The 17,386-nt window shown below is 72.6% G+C and carries 15 protein-coding genes; 11 read left to right on the forward strand and 4 right to left on the reverse strand.

Annotated elements, in window-relative coordinates; all coding sequences use genetic code 11:
- Window positions 1-13: 13 nt before the first annotated feature.
- Window positions 14-1,354 (reverse strand): SWIM zinc finger family protein, encoded by a 1,341-nt coding sequence (locus ACIQK6_RS00665; RefSeq protein ID WP_329099496.1) that lies wholly within the window; start codon window positions 1,352-1,354, stop codon window positions 14-16.
- A 134-nt stretch (window positions 1,355-1,488) separates the two neighbouring features.
- Here ACIQK6_RS00665 and ACIQK6_RS00670 point away from each other — a divergent pair, with 134 nt between their 5' ends.
- The 5 genes from ACIQK6_RS00670 (at window position 1,489) to sucD (ending at window position 8,585) form a co-directional block, all read left to right on the forward strand.
- The gene (locus ACIQK6_RS00670) at window positions 1,489-2,595 is read left to right on the forward strand and encodes an AAA family ATPase (RefSeq protein WP_329099495.1); all 1,107 of its coding nucleotides are present in this window, start codon (window positions 1,489-1,491) and stop codon (window positions 2,593-2,595) included.
- Window positions 2,592-4,859 (forward strand): DUF5682 family protein, encoded by a 2,268-nt coding sequence (locus tag ACIQK6_RS00675; protein ID WP_329099494.1) that lies wholly within the window; start codon window positions 2,592-2,594, stop codon window positions 4,857-4,859. Before ACIQK6_RS00670 ends, ACIQK6_RS00675 begins: the two co-directional genes overlap by 4 nt.
- Window positions 4,860-5,023: 164 nt before the next feature.
- The gene (locus ACIQK6_RS00680) at window positions 5,024-6,217 is read left to right on the forward strand and encodes a VWA domain-containing protein (protein ID WP_329107713.1); all 1,194 of its coding nucleotides are present in this window, start codon (window positions 5,024-5,026) and stop codon (window positions 6,215-6,217) included.
- A 280-nt stretch (window positions 6,218-6,497) separates the two neighbouring features.
- Entirely contained in the window at window positions 6,498-7,676 is a 1,179-nt protein-coding gene (gene sucC / locus ACIQK6_RS00685) for an ADP-forming succinate--CoA ligase subunit beta (RefSeq protein ID WP_329099493.1), read from the forward strand.
- Window positions 7,677-7,697: 21 nt separating this feature from the next.
- Complete coding sequence (gene sucD / locus ACIQK6_RS00690) at window positions 7,698-8,585, forward strand: succinate--CoA ligase subunit alpha (RefSeq protein WP_329099491.1); 888 nt, start codon at window positions 7,698-7,700, stop codon at window positions 8,583-8,585.
- A 71-nt stretch (window positions 8,586-8,656) separates the two neighbouring features.
- Here the strand turns inward: sucD and ACIQK6_RS00695 are convergent, their stop codons facing one another.
- Window positions 8,657-9,910 carry a helix-turn-helix domain-containing protein gene (locus ACIQK6_RS00695; protein ID WP_329099490.1) on the reverse strand — a complete coding sequence of 418 codons (1,254 nt, stop codon included), beginning with the start codon at window positions 9,908-9,910 and terminating at the stop codon, window positions 8,657-8,659.
- 119 nt (window positions 9,911-10,029) lie between these two features.
- Between ACIQK6_RS00695 and ACIQK6_RS00700 the strand changes: the two genes are divergently transcribed.
- On the forward strand, window positions 10,030-11,679 hold the full coding sequence (locus ACIQK6_RS00700) for a DUF6350 family protein (RefSeq protein ID WP_402694054.1): 1,650 nt from the start codon (window positions 10,030-10,032) through the stop codon (window positions 11,677-11,679).
- A 108-nt stretch (window positions 11,680-11,787) separates the two neighbouring features.
- On the opposite strand, the gene ACIQK6_RS00705 is transcribed toward ACIQK6_RS00700, so the two are convergent.
- Complete coding sequence (locus ACIQK6_RS00705) at window positions 11,788-12,372, reverse strand: hypothetical protein (RefSeq protein ID WP_329099488.1); 585 nt, start codon at window positions 12,370-12,372, stop codon at window positions 11,788-11,790.
- 243 nt (window positions 12,373-12,615) lie between these two features.
- Here ACIQK6_RS00705 and purN point away from each other — a divergent pair, with 243 nt between their 5' ends.
- Complete coding sequence (gene purN / locus ACIQK6_RS00710; protein ID WP_030012097.1) at window positions 12,616-13,239, forward strand: phosphoribosylglycinamide formyltransferase; 624 nt, start codon at window positions 12,616-12,618, stop codon at window positions 13,237-13,239.
- On the forward strand, window positions 13,236-14,840 hold the full coding sequence (gene purH, locus ACIQK6_RS00715; protein ID WP_329099487.1) for a bifunctional phosphoribosylaminoimidazolecarboxamide formyltransferase/IMP cyclohydrolase: 1,605 nt from the start codon (window positions 13,236-13,238) through the stop codon (window positions 14,838-14,840). The genes purN and purH overlap by 4 nt, the downstream gene beginning before the upstream one ends.
- Window positions 14,841-14,918: 78 nt before the next feature.
- Here purH and ACIQK6_RS00720 read toward each other — a convergent pair whose 3' ends face one another.
- The gene (locus ACIQK6_RS00720) at window positions 14,919-15,590 is read right to left on the reverse strand and encodes a hypothetical protein (RefSeq protein WP_402694055.1); all 672 of its coding nucleotides are present in this window, start codon (window positions 15,588-15,590) and stop codon (window positions 14,919-14,921) included.
- A 246-nt stretch (window positions 15,591-15,836) separates the two neighbouring features.
- Here ACIQK6_RS00720 and ACIQK6_RS00725 point away from each other — a divergent pair, with 246 nt between their 5' ends.
- The 3 genes from ACIQK6_RS00725 to ACIQK6_RS00735 are packed head-to-tail and all read left to right on the forward strand — an operon-like array spanning window position 15,837 to window position 17,357.
- Window positions 15,837-16,697 (forward strand): bifunctional methylenetetrahydrofolate dehydrogenase/methenyltetrahydrofolate cyclohydrolase, encoded by an 861-nt coding sequence (locus ACIQK6_RS00725; RefSeq protein ID WP_030712694.1) that lies wholly within the window; start codon window positions 15,837-15,839, stop codon window positions 16,695-16,697.
- Complete coding sequence (locus ACIQK6_RS00730; protein WP_402694056.1) at window positions 16,687-17,223, forward strand: DUF3017 domain-containing protein; 537 nt, start codon at window positions 16,687-16,689, stop codon at window positions 17,221-17,223. The genes ACIQK6_RS00725 and ACIQK6_RS00730 overlap by 11 nt, the downstream gene beginning before the upstream one ends.
- Window positions 17,220-17,357: a hypothetical protein gene (locus ACIQK6_RS00735; protein ID WP_402694057.1), complete on the forward strand. Its 138-nt coding sequence runs from the start codon at window positions 17,220-17,222 to the stop codon at window positions 17,355-17,357. Before ACIQK6_RS00730 ends, ACIQK6_RS00735 begins: the two co-directional genes overlap by 4 nt.
- The last annotated feature ends 29 nt before the right edge of the window (window positions 17,358-17,386 follow it).

Raw genomic sequence — 17,386 nt, forward strand, 5'->3', positions numbered from 1 at the left:
TTTCCGTTCCTGATCAGGACAGGGCGACGGGCTCGGTCGAGCCCGGCTGCCAGGCCGTCAGAGGGGTGAAGCCGCGGTGCCCGCACTCGCCGAACACCGTCACCGGGCCTCCGCCCGACAACGCAGCCAGCTGCCAAAGCCCCCCGCGGGAGCGGCCGCCCCCGGTGAGGGGCACCGGCAGGGCGGAGGTGCCCTCCGCGTCCGCCAGCTGCCAGCCGAGCTCTCCCGGTATCGGAACCACCGGACCGAGCACCACCGGCCAGGACTCCAGCCACGGGTCCTGCCGCAGGGCCTCCCCGTACGCCTCCAGGGCCGCCCCCGTGCTCACCCCGGCCGGAACCCCCGCGCACGGCGCAGCTGCCGCGAACCTCTCACCGAGGTCCGCCCGCAGCCCCGCCGACCCGGGCCGGAAGTGCACCTCCGCCTCCAGCACCCGCCCCACCGGCAGTGCCAGCCCCGGTGGCCGCCCCGGCGGTCCGAAGTCCAGCACCAGGGCGGGCCGCCCGCCCGCCAGCCCGTGCAGCCATATCCGGCGGGTGGTGAGCCGACCGTCCGGCGAGACCGTGTCGTACTGGGCGAGCACCAGCCACCGGTCCCGTACGGCCTCCCCCTCCCCGGAGGCCGGCAGTCCCACGCGGCTGCGCACCGTCGCCGCCAGCTCTTCCGGCAGCCCGGCCAACCCCAGCCACGCCCGGTCGAGCAGGTGCAGCAGCGCCGCCTCCTCCAGCATCCGGGCCGGCCAGCCGGGGCCGCAACTGGGTATCGTCCCCAACTCCCTTACCCGGGAGGCCAGTCCGGGCGCCTGGGCGTCGACCATGCGGGCCGCGGTCTCCTCCCACCCCGCGTATCCCACCTGCTCCTGGCCCGCGAGGCCGCCGCGCAGTAGATCGGCCAGCCGCTGTTCCAGCTCGGCGACGCCCGCGCCGACGCGCGCCGCCCGCCGCTCGGCCCGCTTCCGGGCCCCCTCCTCGTCGACCGGCGCGGCCCTCCCGCCGAGCGGCCGAGCGGCCTTGGCCGCCCGGTCCGCCAGCCACTGCGCGGCCCACTCCGGAGCCTCGCCCGGCTCGCCGACCCCCTCGGCCGACCAGAGCAGCAACAGCCCCAGGGCGTGCTTGCAGGGGAACTTCCGGCTCGGGCAGGAGCACTTGTACGCGGGGCCCGTGAGGTCCACGACCGTGCGGTACGGCTTGCTGCCGCTGCCCTTGCACAAGCCCCACACAGAACCGGAAGCGGAACCTCCGATCTGCGACCACGGTCCCGCCCCGCCGAGTCTGCCCCCCGCCTTGCGTGAGGCATCGTCAGGAGCCAGATCCAATACCTGCTCCGCTGTCCAGCGGTCCCCCTGATCAGTCATGTGAACAACCGTAGAGACCGCCACTGACAATCGCTCTGACCAGCAACAACGCTATCGGCAGGGTCCGTTGTCAGTGGCGTGGTGCACCGTGGAGTCAGCAGTCGGGAGCGGCTGCCGAGCTTTGGAGGGGGACCATGACCACGCCCGAGAACGAGCAGCGAGCAGAGGCTCTGCGACCGCACGCCGAAGACGCCTTCGCACACGAACTGAAAGCCCTGGCGGCCGCCGACGACCGGCCCCGCCCGACCCGCTGGAAGCTCTCCCCGTGGGCCGTCGCCACGTACCTGCTCGGCGGCACGCTCGACGACGGCACGGTGATCACCCCCAAGTACGTGGGGCCGCGCCGCATCGTCGAAGTGGCCGTCACCACCCTGGCCACCGACCGCGCCCTGCTCCTTCTGGGCGTCCCCGGCACCGCCAAGACCTGGGTGTCCGAACACCTCGCGGCCGCCGTCAGCGGAGACTCCACCCTCCTCGTCCAGGGCACCGCCGGCACCCCCGAGGAAGCCATCCGGTACGGCTGGAACTACGCCCGGCTGCTCGCCCACGGCCCCAGCCGCGAGGCGCTCGTCCCCAGCCCGGTCATGCGGGCGATGGCCGACGGCATGACCGCCCGCGTCGAGGAGCTCACCCGCATCCCCGCCGACGTCCAGGACACCCTCATCACCGTCCTGTCCGAGAAGACCCTCCCGATACCGGAGCTCGGCGAAGAGGTGCAGGCCGTGCGCGGCTTCAACCTCATCGCCACCGCCAACGACCGCGACCGCGGGGTGAACGAGCTCTCCAGCGCACTGCGCCGCCGCTTCAACACCGTGGTGCTGCCCCTGCCCGCCACCGCCGACGCCGAGGTCGACATCGTCGCCCGCCGCGTCGACCAGATGGGCCGCGCCCTCGACCTGCCGGCCGCGCCCGAGGGCCTGGAGGAGATCCGCCGCGTCGTCACCGTCTTCCGCGAGCTGCGCGACGGCGTCACCGACGACGGCCGTACGAAGGTGAAGTCGCCCAGCGGCACGCTGTCCACCGCAGAGGCCATCTCCGTCGTCACCGGCGGCCTGGCCCTGGCCGCCCACTTCGGGGACGGCGTCCTGCGCCCCTCCGACGTGGCCGCCGGGATCCTCGGCGCCGTGGTCCGGGACCCGGCGGCCGACAAGGTGGTCTGGCAGGAGTACCTCGAGGCAGTGGTCCGCGAGCGCGACGGCTGGAAGGACTTCTACCGGGCCTGCCGGGAGGTGACCGTATGAGCCCGAGCCCGACGAAGGGTCCGCTGCTGCTGGGCGTACGGCACCACGGGCCGGGATCGGCCCGTGCCGTGCGGGCGGCCCTGGAGACGGCTCGGCCCGAAGCGGTGCTGATCGAGGGCCCGCCCGAGGGGGACGCGCTGTTGCCGCTCGCCGCCGAGGAGGGGATGCGGCCGCCCGTCGCGCTCCTCGCGCACGCGGCGGACGACCCGGGCCGGGCCGCGTTCTGGCCGCTGGCCGGGTTCTCACCCGAGTGGGTGGCCATCCGCTGGGCCCAGGAGCACGACGTTCCGGTCCGGTTCATCGACCTCCCGGCGGCGCACTCGCTCGCCGCCGCAGGGGACGGACAGGAAGGGGCCGGGCCCGATGCCGTCCGGCTGGACCCCCTGGCCGTGCTGGCCGAGACCGCCGGGTACGACGACCCCGAGCGCTGGTGGGAGGACGTGGTCGAGCACCGCGGCGCCGGGGGCGTGAGGGAGGACGTGCTCGGCGCCTTCGAGGCGCTCGAGGAGGCCATGGGAGCCCTGCGCGAGGCGTACGGCGACGGCGGCCACCAGCGCGACCTCGTGCGCGAGGCGTACATGCGCCAGCGGATGCGGGCCGCCCGCCGGGAGTTCGGCGACGCCTACGCCGTGGTGTGCGGAGCCTGGCACGTCCCCGCGCTGCGCGCCAAGGCCACCGTGGCCGCCGACAAGGCCCTGCTGAGCGGCCTGCCCAAGGTCAAGGTGGAGACCACCTGGGTGCCCTGGACCCACCGCAGGCTGGCCCGGGCCGGCGGGTACGGCGCGGGGATCACCTCGCCCGGCTGGTACGCCCACCTCTTCTCCGCCCGGGACCGACCCGTCGAGCGGTGGCTGACCAAGGTCGCCGGCCTGCTGCGCGAGGAGGACCGACAGGTCTCCTCGGCACACGTCATCGAGGCGGTCCGGCTGGCCGAGACCCTCGCCGCGATGCGGGGCCGGCCGCTGCCCGGGCTGACGGAGACCCTGGAAGCGGTCCGGGCGGTGATGTGCGACGGCTCCGACGTACCGCTCGCACTGATCGAGGACCGGCTCGTCGTCGGTGACGTGCTCGGCGAGGTCCCGGACGGAGCCCCCGTCGTACCCCTCCAGCGCGACCTGACACGACAGCAGCGCACGCTGCGGCTCAAGGCCGAGGCGCAGGACCGCGAGCTGGAACTGGACCTGCGCAAGGACACCGACACCGCGAAGTCCCTGCTGCTGCACCGGCTGCGACTGCTCGGCATCGGCTGGGGCACGCCGACCGCCTCCCGGGCCGGCACCGGAACCTTCCGGGAGACCTGGCGGCTGCGGTGGGAGCCGGAGCTGTCGGTGCGGATCGCCGAGGCCGGGATATGGGGGACCACCGTCCTCGGCGCGGCCACCGCCAAGGCCGAGGCGGACGCCGTCGGGGCCGAGGAGCTGGGCGAGGTGACGGCCCTGGCCGAGCAGTGCCTGCTGGCCGGGCTCGCGCAGGCGCTGCCCGCCGTACTGCGGGCCCTCGCGGACCGGGCCGCGTTGGACACCGACGTGGCGCGGCTCGCCAAGGCCCTGCCGGCCCTGGCCCGTTCGCTGCGGTACGGGGACGTCCGGGGCACCGACGCGACGGCGCTCGGCGCCGTGGCGGCCGGGCTCGCCGAGCGGATATGCGTGGCACTGCCGTCGGCCTGCACGGCCGGGTTGGACGCCGACGCGGCGGCGGAGATGCGCGGTCACGTGGACGGGGTGCACGGAGCGATCGGCCTGCTGGCGGACGCCGACGAGGGGCTGCGGGAGCGCTGGTCCGCGGTGCTCGCCACGCTGGCCGGCCGGGACACCGTGCCCGGCCTGATCCGCGGCCGGGCGGCCCGGCTGCTCCTCGACGACGGTCGGCTGCCGGCCGAGGAGACGGCCCGGCTGATGGGGCTCGCCCTCTCCCCGGCGTCCTCCCCGGCCGATGCGGCGGGCTGGATCGAGGGCTTCGCCGGCGGGAGTTCGGGCGGGGGCACTCTGCTGCTCCACGATGACCGGCTGCTGGGCCTGATCGACACCTGGCTGGTGGGGGTCCCGGAGCGCGCGTTCACCGACGTGCTCCCGCTCCTGCGGCGGACGTTCGGGGCGTACGAGCCGGGCGTGAAGCGGTCCCTGGGCGAGTTGGTGCGACGTGGCCCCGGCGGTGCGGTCGCCGCGGCCTCGGCGTCCTCGGCCCCGGCGGGCTTCGCCCCCGAGCTGGATTCGGTGCGGGCGGACGCGGTGGTGGGGCTGGTGCGGATGCTGCTCGCCGCGTGAGGTGCGGCGCCGTTGCCGGGGCTGCGCCCCGGACCCCGCGCCTCAGGCTCCCCCGGCTACCGCCGGGAGGTGCCCCTGACGGGGCTGGAAGAGCGCCTCAATCGGCGCCGGGTTTTACGGCGGGTTTTACAGAGGGAACACGACGAGTGCAGGGGGACGGACGGATGGGCGGCAAGGACATGGACGCGGGGGTACGACACGAAACCGCAGACCCCGCCGGAGGCGAACGGCTCAGGCGGTGGCGGATGGTGCTCGGCGGGGGAGAGGCCGATGGCACCGGCTGCGCGCTGACCGGGCGGGACGCGGCGATGGACGCCGCGCTCGGCGCCCTGTACGGCGGGGGCGGCGAGGCGGGGTCCCGCAGGACGTCGGGGGCACGGTCGGCCGGGCTCGGCGGGTCCGCGCCGAACGTGGCCCGCTGGCTCGGGGACATCCGTACGTACTTCCCGAGCTCCGTGGTCCAGGTCATGCAGCGCGATGCCATCGAGCGGCTGGGCCTGGCCGCCCTGCTGCTGGAACCGGAGATGCTGGAGGCCGTCGAACCGGACGTGCACCTCGTCGGCACCCTGCTCTCCCTGAACAAGGCGATGCCCGAGACGACGAAGGAGACGGCGCGGGCCGTGGTCCGCAAGGTGGTCGAGCAACTGGAGAAGAAGCTTGCGGCGCGGACCCGGGCGACACTGACCGGCGCCCTGGACCGGTCCGCGCGGATCAGCCGTCCGCGCCACCGCGACATCGACTGGGACCGCACGATCCGGGCCAACCTCAAGAACTACCTGCCCGAGTACCGCACCGTCGTTCCCGAGCGGCTGATCGGCTACGGCCGGGCGGCGCAAGCGGTGAAGAAGGAGGTGATCCTCTGCATCGACCAGTCGGGTTCGATGGCGGCCTCCGTCGTCTACGCCTCCGTCTTCGGTGCGGTCCTCGCCTCGATGCGCTCGATCGCCACCCGTCTGGTCGTCTTCGACACCGCGATCGTCGATCTGACCGACCAGCTCGACGACCCGGTCGACGTCCTCTTCGGTACCCAATTGGGCGGTGGCACCGACATCAACCGCGCCCTCGCCTACTGCCAGTCGAAGATCACCCGGCCCGCCGACACCGTCGTCGTCCTGATCAGCGACCTCTACGAGGGCGGTATCCGCAACGAGATGCTGAAGCGGGTCGCCGCGATGAAGGCTGCGGGCGTGGAGTTCGTGACCCTGCTGGCCCTGTCCGACGAGGGAGCCCCGGCCTACGACCGCGAACACGCCGCAGCCCTTGCGGCGCTCGGGGCGCCGGCCTTCGCCTGCACTCCGGACCTGTTCCCGGACGTGATGGCCGCGGCGCTGGAGAAACGCCCCCTGCCGACACCCTGACGGCCGCGTCCCGGGCTTTGCTGTGAATCGGTGAATCACACGAACTTCCAGTTCAACCGTGAGGCGTTCTGTGACAGGTATCACCGCTCAGGTGTGATCTGCGATTTAGGGTCCCACGTCCCTCGGGGATAACCTGCGGGACGGACATGCCGCGTCCACGGTCACCGTGTGCGCCTTCCTTGTGACAGCGCCGTCACGTTGCCCTCCGCGGCACGCCCACGCAGATAGCAGATAACCGCGAATCACTGCGAATCTTTAAAAAGACAAGGGACGGACGCGCGTGGACCTGTTCGAGTACCAGGCGAGGGACCTCTTCGCCAAGCACGGTGTACCGGTGCTGGCCGGTGAAGTCATCGACACGCCTGAGGCGGCTCGCGAGGCCACCGAGCGGCTGGGCGGCAAGTCGGTCGTCAAGGCGCAGGTGAAGGTCGGCGGCCGCGGCAAGGCCGGTGGCGTGAAGCTGGCCGCCACCCCGGACGAGGCAGTCGCCCGGGCGACCGACATCCTCGGCATGGACATCAAGGGCCACACGGTCCACAAGGTGATGATCGCCGAGACGGCTCCGGAGATCCTGGAGGAGTACTACGTCTCGTACCTCCTCGACCGGACCAACCGCACCTTCCTCGCCATGGCGTCCGTCGCGGGCGGCATGGACATCGAGCAGGTCGCCGAGGAGACCCCGGAGAAGCTCGCCAAGGTACCGGTGAACGCCAACGAGGGCGTGACCATCGAGAAGGCCCGCGAGATCGTCGCGCTGGCGCAGTTCCCGGCCGAGGTCGCCGAGAAGGTCGCCGAGGTCCTCGTGACCCTGTGGGCGACCTTCATCGCCGAGGACGCGCTCCTCGTCGAGGTCAACCCGCTCGCGAAGGTCGCCAGCGGCGACGTCATCGCGCTCGACGGCAAGGTCTCGCTCGACGAGAACGCCGAGTTCCGCCAGCCGGGTCACGAGGAGTTCGTGGACCACGCGGCCGCGAACCCGCTCGAGGCCGCCGCCAAGGCGAAGAACCTCAACTACGTCAAGCTCGACGGTGAGGTCGGCATCATCGGCAACGGCGCGGGTCTCGTCATGAGCACCCTCGACGTCGTCGCCTACGCCGGCGAGAACCACGGTGGCGTCAAGCCCGCCAACTTCCTGGACATCGGCGGTGGCGCCTCCGCCGCCGTCATGGCCAACGGTCTCGAGATCATCCTCGGCGACCCGGACGTCAAGTCCGTCTTCGTCAACGTCTTCGGTGGCATCACCGCCTGTGACGAGGTCGCCAACGGCATCGTCCAGGCGCTCCAGCTGCTCGAGGACAAGGGCGAGGCGGTCACCAAGCCGCTGGTCGTCCGTCTCGACGGCAACAACGCCGAGCTGGGTCGCAAGATCCTCTCGGACGCCAACCACCCGCTGGTGCAGCGCGTGGACACCATGGACGGCGCGGCCGACAAGGCCGCCGAGCTCGCGGCTGCGAAGTAAGGGCAGAGGTCACAGACTCACATGGCTATCTTCCTCAACAAGGACAGCAAGGTCATCGTCCAGGGCATGACCGGTGCCACGGGCATGAAGCACACCAAGCTGATGCTGGCTGACGGCACCAACATCGTCGGCGGCGTGAACCCGCGCAAGGCCGGCACCACCGTCGACTTCGACGGCACCGAGGTCCCGGTCTTCGGCTCCGTCGCCGAGGCGATGGAGAAGACGGGCGCCAACGTCTCCGTCCTCTTCGTCCCGCCGGCCTTCTCCAAGGCCGCCGTGGTCGAGGCGATCGACGCCGAGATCCCGCTGGCCGTCGTCATCACCGAGGGCATCGCGGTGCACGACTCCGCCGCCTTCTGGGCGTACGCGACCGCCAAGGGCAACAAGACCCGGATCATCGGCCCGAACTGCCCGGGTCTGATCACCCCCGGCCAGTCCAACGCCGGCATCATCCCGGGTGACATCACCAAGCCCGGCAAGATCGGTCTCGTGTCCAAGTCGGGCACGCTGACCTACCAGATGATGTACGAGCTCCGTGACATCGGCTTCACCTCCGCCGTCGGCATCGGTGGCGACCCGGTCATCGGCACCACGCACATCGACGCCCTGGAGGCCTTCGAGGCCGACCCGGAGACCGAGCTGATCGTCATGATCGGCGAGATCGGCGGCGACGCCGAGGAGCGTGCGGCGGACTTCATCGCGAAGAACGTCACCAAGCCGGTCGTCGGCTACGTCGCGGGCTTCACCGCCCCCGAGGGCAAGACCATGGGCCACGCGGGCGCCATCGTCTCCGGCTCCTCCGGCACGGCGCAGGCCAAGAAGGAGGCCCTCGAGGCCGCCGGCGTGAAGGTCGGCAAGACGCCGACCGAGACCGCGAAGCTGGCGCGCGAGATCCTCGCCGCCAAGTAAGCGGGACGCGACACTGCACGGGCGTGGCCCGCACCCCTCGGGGGGTGCGGCCCACGCCCGTTCTCATCGGCTCATTCGACCTTCGGGGCGATCCGTGCCGGTCCGGCCTCCGGGTCGGCGAGCAGTTTGTCGTGGAGCTGTTTGCTCCGTTCGGTGAGTTGCTGGGGTCCGGCGAGCGGGGGCACGCCGGAGACGCTCTCGCCGGGCGCCAGCGGGGGCTCGTAGTGGGTGGGCGCGGTCATGACCGTGTAGGCCGTCGAGACGGCGATCATCGCCGTCAGGCTGAGGGTCGCGCGGGTCCACATCCGGGTGCGCCGCTCCCCGCCGCCGCGGACGGCGACCGCCGGGCGCAGGTCGAGGTCGACGGCCGGTCGTAGCGCGGTGAGCAGGTCGCGCAGCAGCGCCGACTGCTTTTCGAGCGGTACGTCGGCCAGTTCGGGGATCCGGTCGGCGAGGTCGGCGTGCGCGTGCACGAGCCGGTTGCCCGCGGTGGGCGTGGTCGCCTCGGTCTCGGCGGCGGTGTCGGGGAGGTCGAGGCCGACGCCGTCGTAGAGCAGGACGGTACGGCGGTTCGCGGGGGAGAGCGCGAGCAGGGCGTCGAGCAGGATCCGGTCGGAGGGTTCGGCGGGCGGCTTGTCGAGATGGCGGTGGGCGCGCCGGAACCGGTGCCAGGGGGAGAGCGCGTACTCGTACGCGATCGCGCGCACCCAGCCCACCGGGTCCGGGTCGGCGGCCACCTCGGGCCACCGGTCCCAGGCCTGGACGAAGGCCTTCTCCACGGCCTCCAGGGCGAGTGACCGGCGGCCGGTGAGCAGGTAGGCCTGCCGGGCGAGGTCGTGGGCGGCGTGGGCGTAGAGGGCGTCGAAGGCCTCGGCGGGCCCCGGCGCGGGGACCCTCGCGGGGGCCTCGACGGGGGCCTCGACGGGGGTCTCGACGGAGGCATCGACGGGGAGCTCGGCGGGCTCGGTCCGCGCGTCCGCGGACGGTCCGTCCGCGGCGGGTCCGTCCGGGGCGGGTGGGTCCGCGGCGGGTTCCTCGGCGGCGGCCTTCGCCTGCTTCGCCTCTCCGGGCGCCCCGGCGGGACCGGCCTCCTGCGGCAGGGCGGCCAGGTGCCCCAGGAACTGCATGTACAGCTCGCGCTTGCGCCCGCGGGGGTCCGTGCGGCCCGATTCCCAGGAGCGGACGGTCGCCGCGGTGACGCCCACGGCCGAGGCGACCTCATCGTGCGTCAGTTCCGCCGCCTCGCGCAGTCTGCGGCGCTCCTTGGGGGCGGGCAGGCTCAGCTCCGAGTCCTCTGGGGAGGTCGTCTCGACGCTTGGTGTCATGCCACACTCCCCGCAAACTGGACGATCTGGGCGAAAAAGTACATAAACGTATATTGAGCGACACCACGGGCATTCGCCTGTTACCAGTCCATAGCGCGTGTCGTTGGCACCATGGCGGGGTGACCCAAGTGACCGAACGCGGGACCCCGTTGTCAGCGGCCCCGCGAGCCGGCGTGCGGCGCCGTTCACCGGCCGCCGCCGCATGCGTCGTGGGCGGAGCCGTGGCGGCCGGACTCGGGCTCGGCTTCCTCGCCGTGCTCGTCATCGTGCTGTGGATCAGTTCCCCCTACCCCGACAGCGGCCCCGGTGGGGCCCTGCACCTGGCCGCCGGGCTGTGGCTGCTCGCCCACGGGACGGAGCTGGTGCGCTACGACACCCTCTCCGGCGTCCCCGCACCCGTCGGCATGACGCCCCTGCTCCTCGTCGTGCTGCCCGTGCTGCTCATGCGGCGGGCCGCCCGGCTGGGGAGCGCCACCGAGGACGACGACGAGGAGGTGCTGCCCGCCGGAGCCGTGTTCTCGGCCGTGCTCTGCGGCTATCTCGCGGTCGGGGCCCTCGTCACGGTGTACGCCGCCGGCGGCCCGCTGTCGGCCGACCCCATCAGTGCGGCCTGGCACATCCCGCTGGTGGCCGTACTCGCCGCCGCAACCGGGGTGTGGGGGGCCCGGGGGCGTCCGCTCGGACCGCTGCCGTCCTGGCTGCCCGGGTGCGTACGGAAGGCTGCCGTGCGCCCCCGCTACGCGCTGGCGCTCCGGGCGGGCGCGGGCGGCGCCCTGGTGCTCCTGGGCGGCGGCGCGCTCGTCGTCGGCGCCTCGCTCGCGTGGCACGGCGCCGAGGTCCAGTCCTCCTTCCTGTCGCTGACCGGGGTCTGGTCGGGCCGCTTCGCCGTCCTGCTGCTCGCACTCACCCTGATCCCCAACGCCATGGTCTGGGGAGCGGCCTACGCGCTCGGGCCCGGCTTCGCCCTGGGCGCCGACGCGACGGCTACCCCGCTCGGTTTCCCGGGCGCGCCGGGACTGCCCCGCTTCCCGCTGCTGGCGGCGCTCCCGGCCGAGGGCCCCGGAACCCCGTTGACCTGGGCGGTCGCCGGGGTTCCGGTGGTCGCCGGGCTCGCGGTGGGCTGGTTCGCGGTACGCCGGGCACGCGAGGTCTCGTACGGGGAGACCGCGCTCACGGCGGCCCTCGGTGCGGTGGTGTGCGGTCTGGCGATGGCCGGGCTCGCGGCGGCCTCGGCGGGGCCGCTGGGCTCGCGGCTGCTGTCGGAATTCGGGCCGGTGTGGTGGACCACCGGGGTGGCGGCCTTCGTCTGGACGGCGGTACTGGCCGTGCCGGTCGCGGTGGCGGTGCACGCGTGGCGGACCCGCCCGGCCATCGGGCCGTCCGCCCTGGACGCCGATGAAGCGGTGGCCGTGGACGACGGGTGGCACGACAGCGGGGTGCGGGAGGTCCGGTGGGCGGCGATGCGGCAGGCTGCGGGGGCGCTGATTCCGGACATTGCGGTTCCCCCGGTACCGGTACCTCCGGTGGTTCCTGCGGTTCCTGGGGTTCCTGGGGTTCCTGCGGGTGTGCCCGGGGGGCGGGCGCGGCGGGCCGTGACCGTGGTGTCCGGGCTGGATCTGGATCCTGGTCTGCTGGCCGGGCCGGGTGGCGTGGCCGGCGCGGCTGAGGTGGCCGAGGTGGCCGAGGTGGCCGAGGCGGTGTCAGTGCCGTTGGCTCCGCAGGTGGTTGGGGCGCGGGTGCTGGCCCGGCGGAAGCCGCCACCGGAGTAGGCCGTTCGGGTGTGGCGCCGCCGCTGGGGCTCCGCCCCAGACCCCGCGCCTCAAACGCCGGCGGGGCTGGAAGGGTGCCTCAAGCGCCGGCGGGGCTGGGGAGGGCGCCTACTGGCGGACCTTCAGGATGTTGCCCACCAGGTTGTTCGGGAGGAGGGTGTTGCACTGGAGTTCCGCCGACTGGGTGAGGGCGTCGTCGCGGCAGACGTAGAAGTCCTTGTAGGCGAGTTGCAGGGCGTACGAGCCGAACGCCAGCAGGATCGCCAGGGAGGCCGTGACCAGGCCGCTCACCGCCGCGGTGCGCTGGGGGCGGGCCGCCGGGCCCAGGGCGTCCAGGCCGGACGGTGCCGCCGGGGCGCCCTCGGCGGTCGCCGCGGCGGGCTTGCCGCGCAGCGCGCTGATGCCCCAGTAGAGGGCGAGCACCCCGAGCAGCAGTGCGACCGACGGGATCTGGAAGATCCCGAAGAAGGAGCCCCACATGCCGGCCAGCAGCGCGTAGCGCGCACGGCGCTGGATTGGGTCCGTCGGGTCCCATCGCGCCGGACCCCGCTGGCCGTCCGAGTCCTTCTGGCCGTCGCCGTTCCCGCCGCCACCGCCGCTGCGCGGCTGCCACGGCTGGTCGGGCCGGCCTTCCGGCGGAGCCGCGAAGGGGTTGTCGTCGGTGGGGGAGTCGGGCTGACGGCGGTCCGGCATCGGGTGTGTTTCTTCCCCTGTGTCATGGACGTCGCGGGGACGTCGTGGCGAGGTGAGGCCAGTTCGTGGCTTGTACGCCAGACGCTACCGCCCGGCCGTCCCCCCGTCCCTCGGGGGCCGTCCCGTGTACCGGTATCGTTGCAGGCGGTCCGTTGCTTCGTATGGTTCCCCATATATCGGTACCCCGAAGTTTCGTACGACCACACAAGACGAACACCGCAATCCCGCGAGAAAGGGCCTCCCATGGCCGCCTCCCGCCTGGTCGTGCTGGTCTCCGGTTCCGGCACCAACCTCCAGGCCCTGCTCGATGCCATCGACGCCCACCCCGGCGGATCCGAGGGCTTCGGTGCCGAAGTCGTCGCCGTGGGAGCCGACCGCGAGAACATCGCCGGCCTGGAGCGGGCGGAGAAGGCGGGGATCCCCACCTTCGTCTGCCCGGTCAAGGGCTACGACAGCCGCGCGGAGTGGGACGTCGCCCTCACCGAGGCGACCGACGCGTACGCGCCGGACCTCGTGGTGTCCGCGGGATTCATGAAGATCGTGGGCAAGGTGTTCATCGACCGCTTCGGCGGCCGGTTCATCAACACCCACCCCGCCCTCCTCCCCGCCTTCCCGGGTGCGCACGGCGTACGGGACGCCCTCGCCTACGGCGCGAAGGTCACCGGCTGCACGGTCCACTTCGTGGACAGCGGCGTGGACACCGGTCCGATCATCGCCCAGGGTGTGGTCGAGGTCCGGGACGAGGACGACGAAGCCGCTCTCCATGAGCGCATCAAGGAAGTCGAGCGCCAGCTGCTCGTCGATGTCGTGGGGCGCCTGGCCCGGCACGGCTACCGCATTGAGGGACGAAAGGTAACAATCCAGTGACCGCCGCAGACACCGCAGCGAGCAACGACCCGACCACGACCCAGCGGCCGATCCGGCGTGCGCTCATCAGCGTCTACGACAAGACGGGACTGGAAGAGCTGGCCCTCGGGCTGCACGGGGCGGGCGTCGCGCTCGTCTCCACCGGCTCCACCGCCTCGAAGATCGCCGCCGCCGGGGTGCCCGTCACCAAGGTGGAGGAGCTGACCGGCTTCCCCGAGTGCCTGGACGGCCGGGTCAAGACCCTGCACCCGCGCGTGCACGCCGGCATCCTCGCCGACCTGCGCCTGGAGGACCACCGCAACCAGCTCGCCGAGCTGGGCGTCGAGCCCTTCGACCTGGTGGTCGTCAACCTCTACCCCTTCCTGGCGACCGTCCAGTCGGGCGCCACGCCCGACGAGTGCGTGGAGCAGATCGACATCGGCGGCCCGTCGATGGTCCGCGCCGCCGCCAAGAACCACCCTTCGGTCGCGGTCGTCACCAGCCCGGCCCGCTACGCCGACGTCATCGCGGCGGCCCAGGGCGGCGGCTTCGACCTCACCGCCCGCAAGCGGCTCGCGGCGGAGGCCTTCCAGCACACCGCCGCCTACGACGTGGCCGTGGCCTCCTGGTTCACGAACGCCTACGCCCCGGAAGCCCCCGAGGACGACGCCGCGGCGCTGCCCGAGTTCCTGGCCGGCGCCTGGGAGCGCAAGTCGACCCTGCGCTACGGCGAGAACCCGCACCAGGCCGCCGCCCTCTACACGGACGGACAGCCGGGCGGACTCGCCAACGCCGAGCAGCTGCACGGCAAGGAGATGTCCTTCAACAACTACGTGGACACCGAGGCCGCGCGCCGCGCCGCCTACGACCACGACGAGCCCTGCGTCGCGATCATCAAGCACGCCAACCCGTGCGGCATCGCGGTCGACGCGGACGTCGCCGCGGCCCACCGCAAGGCGCACGCCTGCGACCCGCTGTCGGCCTTCGGCGGCGTCATCGCCGTCAACCGTCCGGTGACCGTCGAGCTCGCCGAGCAGGTCGCGGAGATCTTCACCGAGGTCATCGCCGCCCCCGCCTACGAGGACGGCGCGGTCGAGATCCTGGCCAAGAAGAAGAACATCCGCGTCCTGAAGGTGGACGGCACCCCGCACCAGCCGGGCGACCTCAAGCCCATCTCCGGCGGTGCGCTGCTCCAGCAGAGCGACCTCTTCCAGGCCGAGGGCGACGATCCGGCCAACTGGACCCTGGCCACCGGCGACGCCCTGTCCCCGGCGGAGCTCGCCGAGCTGGCCTTCGCGTGGAAGGCCTGCCGGGCCGTCAAGTCCAACGCGATCCTGCTCGCCAAGGACGGCGCCTCGGTCGGCGTCGGCATGGGCCAGGTCAACCGTGTCGACTCCGCGAAGCTCGCCGTCGAGCGGGCGGGCGCCGAGCGCGCGCAGGGCGCGTACGCCGCGTCCGACGCCTTCTTCCCGTTCCCGGACGGGCTGGAGATCCTGACGGCCGCGGGCATCAAGGCCGTGGTCCAGCCGGGCGGTTCGGTCCGTGACGAGCAGGTCATCGAGGCGGCGCAGAAGGCCGGCGTGACCATGTACTTCACCGGGACCCGGCACTTCTTCCACTGAGTCCGGCCCGTCTGACACACGGCGAAGGCCGCGCCCCGTACTGCGGGACGCGGCCTTCGCCGTATGCGTACGGGACGGTCAGTACTGGGGACGGCGGAAGTAGTCCCCGGCCTTGGCGAGGCCGATGACGATGGTGAGGCCGAGGGCGAGGGAGATCAGGGACGGCAGTGAGGCGACCACGCCGAATCCGACCGGGACGTGCTCGTCGGTGCCGAGAGTGATCAGGTTCGCCAGGACGCCGAAAGCGGCGAAGAAGGTCTGCAGCGATCCGTAGATGATGCCGGAGACACGGACGCCGCCCCGACCCTTGGCCATCTTGGCCGCGGTCAGGATGGGCCACAGGGACAGGCCGATGAAGACGATTCCGATGACGACGCCCACGGTGCCGGCGACGGCGCTCAGCTCCTCCGCGGAGGAGCTGGAGGAGCTCGAGGAGCTGGAGGAGCCGGCCTCCGCGAGCACCGCGGCGAACACGGCGCCCCCGATGATCGCGAACAGGCCGCCCAGCACCTGCAGAGCGCCCACGATGAAGAGGATGACGCGGGCCGCCTTCGCACCGCCCGGCATCTCCATGTGCGCACCCGGGTACCCGCCGGGACCGCCCGGGTAGCCCTGCGGGGCCTGCTGCAGGTAGGCGTAGCCGCTCTGCGGAGGAATGCCCTGGGGTGCCTGCTGGGGGTAGCCGTAGCCGGGCTGCCCCTGCGGCGGCGGCTGCTGTCCGTACGGGTTCTGCGGTTCGCCGAAGCTCATGTTGGGGTGTTCCTCCGTGGAAGTGCGGGGACGCACGGCTGAGCACGGAGGAATCCTTGCACGGTGCGGTCCCGCCCCCCGGCACTGCCCGCGGTACATCAGTCGATTCATCGTGGTCCGGCGGGCCCGGGCTTGTCCAGTCGGTTAGGTTACGGCCGGTGACTTGTTGTGCAAGTGCAATGAACCCTGAGCCCCTGCGAGTGCCTTGACTGGAACCGGGGCCGCCTCATCCGGGAGGATGGGGGCATGACCGCCCAGATTCTCGATGGCAAGGCCACCGCCGCAGCGATCAAGTCCGAACTGACCGCCCGCGTGGCGGCCCTGAAGGCCCGGGGCATCACCCCCGGCCTCGGCACCCTCCTGGTCGGTGACGATCCGGGCAGCCGCTGGTACGTGAACGGCAAGCACAAGGACTGTGCCGAGGTCGGCATCGCCTCCATCCAGCGCGAACTGCCCGGGACGGCCTCCCAGGAAGACATCGAGGCGGTCGTCCGGGAGCTCAACGCCAACCCGGAGTGCACCGGCTACATCGTCCAACTCCCGCTCCCCAAGGGCATCGACACCAACCGGGTCCTGGAGCTGATGGATCCGCTGAAGGACGCCGACGGTCTGCACCCGATGTCGCTCGGCCGACTGGTGCTGAACGAGCCGGGACCGCTGCCCTGCACCCCGTACGGGATCGTCGAACTGCTGCGCCACCACGACGTCGGCATCAACGGCGCGCACGTCGTCGTCCTCGGCCGCGGGATCACCGTCGGGCGCTCCATCGGCCTGTTGCTGACCCGCAAGTCCGAGAACGCCACCGTGACGCTCTGCCACACCGGTACGCGCGACCTCTCCGCGCAGCTGCGCCAGGCGGACATCATCGTCGCGGCGGCCGGTGTCCCGCACCTGGTCAAGCCGGAGGACGTGAAGCCGGGCGCGGCCGTGCTCGACGTGGGCGTCAGCCGCGACGGGGAAGGGAAGATCGTTGGCGATGTGCACCCCGGCGTGGCCGAGGTGGCCGCGTGGATCTCGCCGAACCCGGGCGGGGTCGGCCCGATGACCCGCGCCCAGCTGCTCGTCAATGTCGTCGAGGCGGCGGAACGGACCACCAGTGCAGGCTGAGTCGGACGCGGAGAACGCGACGGGCGGCGGCGCGGCCCGGACGAACGGCACCCCCGTCGCTCCGGTCGTGCCCGCGACGCCCGTCGCGGCCGGTCCCGTCGCGGCCGGTCCCGCCAAGGCCGGCGCCGAGGCGCCGGTCAGGTCCCGCCGCTTCCCCTCCATCACCCGGGACACCGCGCGCCCCGAGGGCAGCGGCCGGGCCGTTCCGGGGGCCGTGTCCACGCCGGCCCGTCAGTGGCCGATGCTCAGCGTGCTCACCGCGACGGCGGTCGGACTGTTGGCCACGGCCTTCGGGCACCCGCGGGTCGGCTGCCTGGCCATCGGCCTGGCCCTGATCGCGGCCTCGGTGATGCGGCGCGTGCTGCCCTCGGTGGGCATGCTCGCGGTGCGCTCCCGTTTCACCGACATGATCACCTACGGGCTGCTGGGCGTGGCGATCACGCTGCTCGCGCTGGTGATGGCAGCGCCCAAGCCGTGGCTGGTGCTCCCGTTCATGGAGAGTGCGGTCCGCTTCACCGTGCGGTGAGCGGCGCGCGTGACGCGGGCGAAGCGAGCGCGGCCTCCGCGGGATTCGACGCCGTGCCCGTGGCCCGCGCGGCGAACGCCTGCGTCAAGTCGGTCGAAGGACACCGGACGGGCCGGGCCTTCCTGGTCGAATAGCGGTCCGAGGACCGGTCGAACCTTCGAAC

The organism is Streptomyces sp. NPDC091682 (assembly GCF_044756625.1).
In the GTDB taxonomy this organism is placed as follows: domain Bacteria; phylum Actinomycetota; class Actinomycetes; order Streptomycetales; family Streptomycetaceae; genus Streptomyces.